General features: G+C 69.8%; 15 protein-coding genes. 5 read left to right on the forward strand and 10 right to left on the reverse strand.

Annotation, left to right across the window (positions count from 1 at the left end; translation table 11 throughout):
• Window positions 1-142: 142 nt before the first annotated feature.
• Window positions 143-577: an SRPBCC family protein gene (locus tag ACWELQ_RS27155; RefSeq protein ID WP_452399874.1), complete on the reverse strand. Its 435-nt coding sequence runs from the start codon at window positions 575-577 to the stop codon at window positions 143-145.
• Window positions 577-981, reverse strand: a complete 405-nt coding sequence (locus ACWELQ_RS27160) for a tautomerase family protein (protein ID WP_452399875.1) — start codon at window positions 979-981, stop codon at window positions 577-579. Before ACWELQ_RS27160 ends, ACWELQ_RS27155 begins: the two co-directional genes overlap by 1 nt.
• Before the next feature lie 163 nt (window positions 982-1144).
• Here ACWELQ_RS27160 and ACWELQ_RS27165 point away from each other — a divergent pair, with 163 nt between their 5' ends.
• Window positions 1145-2155, forward strand: coding sequence for an AraC family transcriptional regulator ligand-binding domain-containing protein (locus ACWELQ_RS27165; RefSeq protein WP_452399876.1), 1011 nt, complete (start codon window positions 1145-1147; stop codon window positions 2153-2155).
• A 30-nt stretch (window positions 2156-2185) separates the two neighbouring features.
• Here ACWELQ_RS27165 and ACWELQ_RS27170 read toward each other — a convergent pair whose 3' ends face one another.
• Window positions 2186-2632: a MarR family winged helix-turn-helix transcriptional regulator gene (locus ACWELQ_RS27170; protein WP_452399877.1), complete on the reverse strand. Its 447-nt coding sequence runs from the start codon at window positions 2630-2632 to the stop codon at window positions 2186-2188.
• Between the two features lie 84 nt (window positions 2633-2716).
• On the opposite strand from ACWELQ_RS27170, the gene ACWELQ_RS27175 reads away from it, so the two are divergent.
• Both ACWELQ_RS27175 and ACWELQ_RS27180 read left to right on the forward strand, forming a co-directional pair.
• A complete protein-coding gene (locus ACWELQ_RS27175; protein WP_452399878.1) occupies window positions 2717-3091 on the forward strand; it encodes a cupin domain-containing protein in 375 nt (124 codons plus the stop codon).
• A 32-nt stretch (window positions 3092-3123) separates the two neighbouring features.
• Window positions 3124-3498, forward strand: a complete 375-nt coding sequence (locus tag ACWELQ_RS27180; protein ID WP_452399879.1) for a cupin domain-containing protein — start codon at window positions 3124-3126, stop codon at window positions 3496-3498.
• A 14-nt stretch (window positions 3499-3512) separates the two neighbouring features.
• Here ACWELQ_RS27180 and ACWELQ_RS27185 read toward each other — a convergent pair whose 3' ends face one another.
• Window positions 3513-3704 carry a hypothetical protein gene (locus ACWELQ_RS27185; RefSeq protein WP_452399880.1) on the reverse strand — a complete coding sequence of 64 codons (192 nt, stop codon included), beginning with the start codon at window positions 3702-3704 and terminating at the stop codon, window positions 3513-3515.
• Between the two features lie 124 nt (window positions 3705-3828).
• Between ACWELQ_RS27185 and ACWELQ_RS27190 the strand changes: the two genes are divergently transcribed.
• Entirely contained in the window at window positions 3829-4338 is a 510-nt protein-coding gene (locus ACWELQ_RS27190; RefSeq protein ID WP_452399881.1) for a nitroreductase family protein, read from the forward strand.
• Between the two features lie 92 nt (window positions 4339-4430).
• Window positions 4431-5207, forward strand: a complete 777-nt coding sequence (locus ACWELQ_RS27195; RefSeq protein WP_452399882.1) for an SDR family NAD(P)-dependent oxidoreductase — start codon at window positions 4431-4433, stop codon at window positions 5205-5207.
• A 25-nt stretch (window positions 5208-5232) separates the two neighbouring features.
• Here the strand turns inward: ACWELQ_RS27195 and ACWELQ_RS27200 are convergent, their stop codons facing one another.
• From ACWELQ_RS27200 to ACWELQ_RS27225, 6 genes are all read right to left on the reverse strand, one after another.
• The gene (locus ACWELQ_RS27200; RefSeq protein ID WP_452399883.1) at window positions 5233-5784 is read right to left on the reverse strand and encodes a hypothetical protein; all 552 of its coding nucleotides are present in this window, start codon (window positions 5782-5784) and stop codon (window positions 5233-5235) included.
• A 115-nt stretch (window positions 5785-5899) separates the two neighbouring features.
• Entirely contained in the window at window positions 5900-6742 is an 843-nt protein-coding gene (locus ACWELQ_RS27205) for an acyl-CoA thioesterase (protein WP_452399884.1), read from the reverse strand.
• A gap of 158 nt (window positions 6743-6900) precedes the next feature.
• Entirely contained in the window at window positions 6901-7716 is an 816-nt protein-coding gene (trpA, locus tag ACWELQ_RS27210) for a tryptophan synthase subunit alpha (RefSeq protein WP_452399885.1), read from the reverse strand.
• Window positions 7713-8951 carry a tryptophan synthase subunit beta gene (gene trpB / locus ACWELQ_RS27215; RefSeq protein ID WP_452399886.1) on the reverse strand — a complete coding sequence of 413 codons (1239 nt, stop codon included), beginning with the start codon at window positions 8949-8951 and terminating at the stop codon, window positions 7713-7715. The genes trpA and trpB overlap by 4 nt, the downstream gene beginning before the upstream one ends.
• A gap of 95 nt (window positions 8952-9046) precedes the next feature.
• Window positions 9047-9247, reverse strand: coding sequence for a tryptophan biosynthesis modulator TrpM (trpM, locus tag ACWELQ_RS27220; RefSeq protein WP_452399887.1), 201 nt, complete (start codon window positions 9245-9247; stop codon window positions 9047-9049).
• The coding region (locus tag ACWELQ_RS27225) for a TetR/AcrR family transcriptional regulator (protein ID WP_452399888.1) at window positions 9244-9707 on the reverse strand (464 nt) is incomplete at its 5' end. The genes ACWELQ_RS27225 and trpM, both read right to left, overlap by 4 nt.

Raw genomic sequence — 9707 nt, forward strand, 5'->3', positions numbered from 1 at the left:
GGACGAGTTCCGGCGTCGTGCAACGGATTCGGACCGGAGTGGTCGATCGGATCCGGACCGTGGTGGTCCCTCGGATTCAGCGTGAACGCACGAGGTGTCCGGGGCCACCCCTCGTGGACCTCGGACACCTCGGCAAATCCGTTCAGGAGTGCTCGACGCGCTTCTTCAATGCCTCGTTGAGGGCGACGAAGCTCTCCTGCGTGTCCTGGATGGAGCCGCCGACGAACGGCACGATCAGGCCCGAGAACTTCTCGGCCTGAACGACTTCGGTGCCGCCGTCGGCCGTCGCGGTGAGGGTGAAGGAATGCTCACCGTCGAAGATGCCGGGCAGCAGCAGACGTCCCAGCCAGCGCACCTCGGCACCGGGCGACGCGGCCAGCACGGTCGGCTTGAACGTGGTCGGTCGTCCGCCGGTGATCGGAAACATGCGCAGGTTCAACGTGTTTCCGACCGCGATCTCCCCGGACGCCTCCCGGATGAAGGGATTCCACTCCGGGTAGGCGCGCAGATCGACCAGGACCTCCCAGACGCGTATCGGCGGCGCCTGGATCACGATGGCGGCGGAGATCGATTTCATCAGTCCCTCCCGACGGGATCGTGGCGCAGCCGCGCCAGCTGGGTGACGCCGTTGTAGCCGTAGCTCTCGCCGTCGAGTTCGTAGAGCGCGACGTACACGGCGTCGGGCAGGGTGCGCAGGTGCCGGGCGAGCAGCCAGTAGGCGCGCTCGATGAACTCGGCCTTCTCCCCGGAGGTATTGGTACCGGCGGTGATGCTGACCTCGAGGTGGGCCCCGACGGCCCCGTCGAGCGGCTGCCCGCCGACGAACCAGCGGTCGGGTGCGGTCAGGTTGATCTGGACCACCGCGTGCGCGGCGTCCTTGAGCAGGACCTTGTCGAGCAGATCGGTGATCTCGGTGACGAGCAGGGAGCGGGTGTCGTCCGCGATGTCCGCGGCCGCGAGGGTGAGTCGGGCGAAAGGCACCTTGCCGAATCTACGGACCGTGCGGGGCGGTGGACGGGACGAAATCCGCCGCGCCCGGGACATTCCACGCCACCGCCGATACGGCCCGAACGCCACGGAATAGTGCGCGCCCGGCCCGGGTTGACGGGCTCACGATGAACTTTCCACGATGAGGTGATGTGAGATGGCCGCGCCGGTGAGCACCGTGTCGACGCATGTGGTGGGGGTCCTGGTGGACGCGGCCCGGGCCGCGGGCGCGGGGGAGACGCAGATCGCCCGCGCGCTGGGCGGCGATCCGGCGCTGGTCGTCGAGCGCGGGGTCCGGGTGCCGACCACCGACGTCACGAGACTGTGGGCGCTGCTCTACGAACTGGCCGGCGCCGAGGCGGGAGTGCTGGCCGCCGAGTACGCCGAACACGGGCGACTCTACGTGTGGGACTACCTGATCAGCACCGCCCCGACCCTGGCCGAGGGGTTGCGCGCGGCCTCCGCCTACAACGCCACCATCTGCGATCGGCGCGTCGAGCTCGAGGTACTCGAGGACGGATCACTGCTCACCGCAAGCTATTCCGACGCGCCGCACCGCGAGCCCTTCGGCGCGGCCCATCGGGAGTTCGCGATGGTGGTCACGGCGCGCCGGGCCCGGGCGGGCTTCGGCGAGGCGGGAATCCCGGTGCGCGTGGACTTCTCGCACCCCGCGCCGCGTGACCGCGGCTATCTGGTGCGCGCGTTCGGGACCGGCAATATCCATTTCGGCCAGGACCGGGACGCGCTCACCTTCCTCGGCGCCGCCGCCCGGTCGAATGATCCCTTCCTGCATGCGATTCTGCGTCGGCACGCCCGCCAGGCCCTCGCGGACATCGGTCCGGAGCTGCCGTGGCTGGAGGTCTTCCGCGCGGTCCTGCGTGCCCAGCTGTCCGAGCGGCCCGCCGCGAAACTGGAGGACGTGGCCAAGGATCTGAGCCTCAGCGGCCGCACGTTGCAGCGCCGGTTGGCCGAGCACGACACGACCTGGCGCGCGGAACTGGAGATGGTCCGCCGCGACCTGGCCATCGCCCTGCTGCGTGATCGCACCGATTCGGTCGGATCGATCGCCGCGCAGCTGGGTTATCGCGATCATCGCGTGCTGGCCCGGGCCTTCCGGCGCTGGACCGGCCGCGCGCCCGCGGACTTCCGTCGCACGCCGCCGGAGTGATCCGGTCGCCGGAGTGGCGGTCTCGGTCCCTCAGAGCGGGCGGAAGGCGCGGTCCATACCGGAAGACGGTGCCGCGGCGGCGATTTCGCCGAGGACGGCGCGAACGGTCGCGACCTGATCCGCACCCACGCGGGCGATCAGGTCGCGTTCGTAGGCGGCGTGGAATTCGCGCACGGTGGTGAGCATGTCGCGGCCGCGGTCGGACAGGTGCAGCAGTTTGGCGCGCTTGTCGGCGGGGTCGGGGCGGCGTTCGACATAGCCGTGCCGGACCATCTCGTCCACCACCTTGGCCGCGCCCTGCGCGGTGATGCCCAGGCGTTCCGCCAATTGGCTTGCGGTGAGCGCGTTCTCGGCCAGCGCGCGCAGCACGAAGCCGTAGGACGCGCCCAGTACGGCGTGGCCGCGCTCGCCCAGCCGGGCGTGCAACTCCAGCACGAAGGCTTGATACGCCTGGCCGAGCAGGATCCCGAAATCCATCCCTTGACCCCTTCTCGTCGATATGTTCAACTGTAGTTGTGCAACTGAAGTTGAACACCTTGGTTGAAGTTTAGGAGACTCAGCATGCCACTCGTCAAGTCCGCTGACGCACCCGTGTTCGAAGGCCCCGGAATGACCGCGATCGGGCTGGCCGCGCCCAGCCGGGGATCGGTGGAGAACAGCGTCTGGCGCTTCACCCTGGAACCGGGCAACCCCGGTCACGCGCACGAGGTTTCGCGGGAGGAGATCTTCATCGCGCTCTCCGGCACGGCCCGGATCGAGATGGAGGGTGAGGCCCGCGACTTCCGTGCCGGGGACGCGCTGGTGATCCCGGCGCACACCCTGTTCCACCTGTCGGTTCCCGGCGCGGAACCCTTCGAGGCCGTCGCGATCCTGCCGGTCGGCGCCTACGCCCAAGCGCCCGGCGGCGACCCGGTCAGCCCGCCCTGGACGCAATAACTCACCCGCACAACAGATTTCAGAGGACAGTCATGCCGCTCATCACCGCCGACACCGCACCCCGCTTCGACAACGAGCACGCGAGCTTCCTCGGCCTGGCCGCACCGAGTCGCGGCTCCAAGGAGAACTCCGCCTGGCGGCTCACCCTCAAACCGGGCACCGACGCCCCCGCGCACGCCCTCGACCGCGAGGAGATCTTCATCGCCCTGTCGGGCGCGATGAACGTCACCATGGACGGGGAGACGTTCACCGTGGCCGCCGGGGACGCGCTCATCGTCCCCGCCCACCAGCTGTTCGCCATGGCCAACCCGGGCACCGAGCCGTTCGAGGCGATCGTGGTGCTGCCGGTCGGCGGTCAGGGACTCATCCCCGGCCAACCGCCGATCGTGGCCCCCTGGGCCCGGTGACCATTCCCGGCGCGCTACTCCTTGGTGCTCGCGGCGTCCAGGCCGAGCATCTCGAGCAGATGCGCGCAGTCCGCGGCGTCGAGGGCGTGGCTGGCGACGGTGAGCGCGGCCGTGGCGTTCTGCTTCTCGCAGGCGGCCTTCTCCGCGGCACGCGCCGCGCTGAATTCGCTTTGTTCGTGATGGAGCGTCTGACGTGCAGAGGTCATGTGCATTACTTCCCGCCGTGGGGCCGGGTGACCGAATCCGAATGATGCGGGCCGACTGCTTCGATCCACACCCTACGGTGTGCGGTGCGTTTCCGGACGGAGACCGCTCGGTAGGGTCGGCGCGGTGAACGAGGCGATCCAGGCATTGCGGTCGGTGCGGCATTTCCGGTCCGACGCGGTTCCCGTGGCCACGGTCGAGGCCATTGTCGACGTGGCGCGGTGGACCGGGTCGGCGCGCAACCGCCAGCCCTGGCGGTTCGTCGCGGTGACGGACCCCGCCACCCGCCGGACGCTGGCGGGGCTCGGCGGATACGCCGTCCACTTGGCCGCCGCGCCCCTGGTGCTGATTCTCGCCTCGGCCGAGAACGGTTTCGCCGACACGGAATTCGATATGGGCCGGATCGCGCAATCGTTGTGCCTGGCCGCCGCCGGGCACGGCCTCGGCAGCTGCCTGACCACCTTCCATCCCGTCGAGAACGTTCGCCGTGCCGCCGCGGCGGTCGCCCTCCCGCCGGGCTGGACACCCCGCCACGCGATCGCGCTCGGCTACCCGGATCTCGCGAACCAGGCCGCGCCGACCGCGATCCCATGCGGGCGCCTGCCGGTGTCCGAGCTGTTGTCCTGGAGGGGCTGATCGGCGGCGCGGTGAGCGCGCGGTGAGGGTTTGGTGAGCGCCGTCGGCGAACGTCTGTGTCGAGGAAACAAACCCGAGCACAGGAGTTCACCATGTCGCAGAACGGCACATTCGCCCTCGTCACCGGCGCTTCCCGCGGAATCGGCCGGGCCATCGCCCTGCGGTTGGCGGCCGACGGCGCGCAGGTCGCGGTGCACTACGGACACGATGATCAGGCGGCCGCCGACACCGTCGCGGCGATCGAGGCGGCGGGCGGCCGGGCCTTCGCGCTGCGCGCCGACCTGAGCACGCCCGCAGGAATCGAAGCGCTGTTCACCGGATTGGCCGCGCGGCTGCCGGACGGACGGCTGGACATTCTGGTGAACAACGCGGGCGGCGGTGGCGGCAACGGGATGATCGAACAGCTCACCCCGGACGCGGTGGACAGCCTCTTCGCCGTGAATGTGTCCGCGCCGCTGTTCATTTCGCAGCGGGCGATCCCGTTGCTGCGGGACGGTGGCCGCATCGTCAACATCTCCTCGTGCGCCCCACGTGTGGCGGCCCCGTCCCAGATCGCCTACGCCATGAGCAAGGGCGCGCTCGACGTGCTCACCAAAACCCTTGCGGTTCAACTCGGTCCGCGTGGCATCACCGTGAACGCGGTGGCGGCGGGCGCGACCGAGACCGAGGGCATGGCCGCCTTCTTCACCGCCAACCCCGCCGCGCGGGCCGGGCTCAGCGCTGTCACCGCCCTGGGTCGGGTGGGTCAACCCGCCGACATCGCCGACGTGGTTGCCTTCCTCGTCTCCGAGGACGCCCGCTGGATCACCGCGAACGTGGTCGACGTCAGCGGCGGCACCGCCATCAGCCCGGCCATCGCGGCCCAGTAGCACCATTCTCCGGCCCAGGTCCCTGCTACTTGGCAAGGGCCTTGCCGCCGTTGGGGTTGACGGCGAACCAGGTGCCGCCGACGCCCTGGCCGTTCAGGTCGCCGGGGGTCTTGTCCTTGGAGAAGTAGTAGACGGGCCAGCCGCCGACGGTGATCTGGCAGGAACCGTCGGGGCGCTCGATGAAGCCGGTGCGGGCCGGGTCGATGCCGTCGACGTAGAGGGACTGGCCACGACTGACCAGCAGGGGCGGCCAGGTGGTGGCGCAATCGCCGGTGCAGTTCGACTTGGAGGGGTCGGCGGTGTCCTTGTCGAAGCGGTAGAGGGAACGGCCGTCGCGGTCGACGACGCGGAGTCCGACCTTGGCGTCGGTGACCACCCGCAACTGCACCGCATTGACGCCCTGCGCGGCGGTGCCGCCGTAAATGCTCAGCCAGCCTTGGGTTTTCGCCGGTGCGGGGGCCGCGGCCGTCGGGGTGGCGGGCTGTGCGTAGGCGGCGGGGGCGACGGGCAGGGTCAGGGCCGCGGTGGCGGCGAGGGCGGCGAGCGTGCCGCCGAACAGGGCGGTGACCTTCGACATGGATTTCTCTCCCAGCGGATCGTGTTGTCTGCGAACACAATTCTGTGGAGAAACGGCGATCGGGTCTGTCGGCGCGGCGACGGCCGTTGTGTATCCGCGCCGACACAACGGGGGATCAGGTGTGGGCGCGCATGACGCCGTGCGCGGTCGCTGAGGCGACCAGTTCGCCCGTGCGCGTGAAGATTTGGATTCGCTCGTACATGCGGCCGCTGCCCGCGAACGGGCTCTCGCAGCGCAGCAGCAGCCAGTCGTGGAGGGTGAAGGGACGGTGGAAGGTAATGGTCTGGGCTAGCAGGGCGGAGGCCCCGCGCCCGCCGCGGCGGGTGATCTCGGCGTCCGGGTAGGGGCGCATCGCGACCGGGCCCAGGAAGGCTTCGCTGCCGTGGGCCAGCAGGGCCCGGGCTGTCGTGGGCAGGTCCGGAGCCTTGTCGCAGCGCATCCAGACGTCCAGGGTCGGCGGGCCGGAAAGGTCGAGCGCGACCGCGTCGGCTCCACCGAAAGTCCGCACCTCCCAGGGCAACAGGGCGCACGGCAACTCCGCGCACTCGTCCGGGCCGGGCACATCGGCCGGGACGGTCGCGCCGTGCGCGAGGAAGTCGGGCTCGTCGACGCTCAGCATGGCGAGCACCCGCGCGTGCTCGCGGGCCTCCTGGGAGAACGACACCTGCACGGTCGCCAGCGCCCGCCCCGACTGCACGACCTCGACATGCACGTCGACCTCGCGATCGGCATACCCGCCGCGTGGGAACACCCCGTGCATCGACTGCACCGCCATATGCGGCACCGTCCGCTCGGCCGCCACCACCGCCTGCGCGAGGGTCTGGCTACCCAGCGTGGACGGCAGTGTCGAGCTCACATTCCGCGCCCGGAACCGCCCCGCCCCCACCTCCCCGAGATCGAGCACGTCGAGCAGATCGTCCAGGTCGACAACCGGCCACAATTGCGTTCCACCAGCCACCGCGCCATGCTCGCACACGCCTCCCACCCCGCACACCCGCAGGAGCGGTGAGCGGGATGCCCTGGGGCCCACCGGCGCGGTCGCCCCGCATCCGGCCTTCCGGTCGGATGCGGGGCGGTGTTCAGCGGTCGTGGTCGTCGTTGAACCGGGAGGATTCGCTACTCCCCGCGCTGGACGGCGGCGGCGAGTTCCGCGGTCAGGGACCGCAGGGCGGTGTGGCCCGACTCCTCGTCGGGTGCGTCCAGTAGCACCTTGACCAGCGCCGTGCCGACGATCACCCCGTCCGCGAACGCCGCGACCTCGGCGGCCTGGGCGGCGTCGGAGATGCCGATGCCGACGCAGACCGGCAGTTCGGTCGCTGACTCGACCCGGCGAACCAGGGTTTGCGCGGCGTTCCCGGCCGACTCGCGGGAGCCGGTGACGCCCATGAGGGCCGAGGCGTACACGAATCCGGTGGCGGCCGAGGTGATTTCGTCGAGACGCTCGGTGGTGCTGCTCGGGGCGACGACGAAGACGGTGGCCAGGTCGTGGGCGGCCGCGTGTGCGCGCCATTCGGCGGATTCCTGGACGGGCAGATCCGGCAGGATGCAGCCCGCGCCGCCGGCCTCGGCGAGTTCGGCGGCGAAGCGTTCGATGCCGTAGCGGGACACGGGATTCCAGTACGTCATCACCAGTACGGGTTTGCCGGTGGCGCGATGGGCGTCACGGACCGTGCGCATGACATCCGCGATCTTCAGTCCGCCGCGCAGGGCGATATCGTCGGCGGTCTGGATGACCGGGCCGTCGAGCACCGGATCACTGTGCGGCAGTCCGACTTCCATGATGTCGGCGCCCGCGTCGAGGACGGTGGTGATCGCGGCGATCCCGCCCTCGACGGTCGGGAACCCGGCCGGGAGATACGGGATCAAGGCGGCCCGGTTCTCCGATTCGGCCTTGGCGAGGGTGTCGTGCAACAGCTGGATGTTCCCGCTCATTTGGTGTTCTCCTCGCCGTTACGGTCGAAATACGCTGCGGCCGTGGCCATATCCTTGTCGCCGCGACCCGAAAGATTGACCAGGAGCAGTCCGTCCGGACCCAGCTCCCGGCCGACCTCGAGCGCTCCGGCGAGCGCGTGCGCGCTCTCGATCGCCGGAATGATGCCCTCGGTCGCCGACAGCAGCCGAAACGCCCGCATCGCCGCGTCATCGGTGATCGGGCGGTATTCGCCGCGCCCGGAATCGTGCAGGAACGAGTGTTCGGGGCCGATGCCGGGGTAGTCGAGTCCGGCCGAGATCGAATGCGCCTCGGTGATCTGCCCTTCCTCGTCCTGCAGCACATACGAGCGGGAACCGTGCAGGATGCCGGGTTCGCCCGCCGACAGCGAGGCCGCGTGCTCGCCGGTCTCGATGCCGTGCCCGGCGGCCTCGCAGCCGATCAGCCGCACGGCCGCGTCCGTCAGGAAGGCGTGGAACAGGCCGATCGCATTGGAACCGCCACCGACACAGGCGATCGCCGCATCGGGCAGCCGCCCGGCGCGTTCCAGCAGTTGCCGCCGCGCCTCGACGCCGATGACCCGCTGGAAGTCGCGAATCATGGCCGGGAACGGATGCGGTCCGGCGACCGTGCCGAAGATGTAGTGGGTGTTCTCCACGCTGCCCACCCAGTCGCGGAACGTCTCGTTGATGGCGTCCTTGAGCGTCCGCGACCCGGAGGTCACCGGAATGACCTGTGCGCCCAGCATTTCCATTCGAGCCACATTCAATGCTTGCCGTTGCGTGTCGACTTCGCCCATGTAGACGACGCATTCGAGCCCGAACAGCGCGCACGCGGTCGCGGTCGCCACCCCGTGCGAACCCGCCCCGGTCTCGGCGATGATGCGGGACTTGCCCATTCGCTTGGCGAGCAGGGCCTGCCCCAGCACGTTGTTGATCTTGTGCGAGCCGGTGTGATTGAGATCCTCGCGCTTGAGGAACACCCGCGCGCCACCCGCGTGCGCGGCGAACCGGGGCACCTCGGTGAGCGCCGTCGGCCGCCCCGCGTAGTTGACCAGCAACTCCTCGAGGTCGGCGACGAACCCGGGGTCGATCTTGGCCTTCTCGTACTCGACGGCGACCTCGTCGACCGCCGCGACGAGCGCCTCCGGAATGAACTTGCCCCCGAAACTGCCGAAATAGCCCTCGGCACTGGGGAATTGGCCCTCGGGGGCCGGGATGAAGAATTCGTCGGTCATGATGGACCCACTCCTGATCCGGGGCACGCACGGCCCCGGTAGTGCGGTTGATGATGGCTGCGACAACGCGCCCGTCCGCACCGAAAAGTGGATCCTCAGAAACCCCGAACGGTGCGCGGCGCACCGCGCCATCGCATCCCGTTGACCTGACCGGGTTCGGACCCGATCACATACCGCACCCGACGTCCGTGCACGCGCCGCGCAGGCGCCCGGCAGCCGCGCGGGCGGCATCCGGGGGCGAGTCGAGCGGCGATGGGCATGCCCCGACCATAACCCATCCCGGCGCGGCGGTTCATCGCCCGGGTTGCCCGGAGGGGCCGAAGTGTTCGGTGACGAGGGTGCGCGCGAAGGCGAGCAGGCGTGGGCGCGAGAAGGTTTCGGGTTCGGACAGGATCATGCGGCCTGCCTCCCACATGAAGGTGAAGATGACCCGGGCGGTCATTTCGATGTCGGTGCCGGGCGGGGTCGGTGCCTGGCGTAGATAGTCCTCGAAGACGCCGGTGATGGCTTTGCGTTGCTTGTCGACGCGGCGGCGGAATTTGGGGGTGGTGCTGTCGACCAAGGCGAAGGCGGCACGCCAGCGGTCGGGGGCGGCGAGGACCTCGGTGAGGAAGCCGTCGAGGTAGACCAGCAGGGCGGCGGCCGGATCGTTCGATGCCCGCAGGGTCGTCAGAAGGGGAAGTATCTGGGCCACGGCGGCGGCCTGTTCGCGATCGAGGGACCCGCGCAGCATGTCGTCGGTGTCGGAGAAGACGC

The organism is Nocardia sp. NPDC004722, from assembly GCF_053601505.1.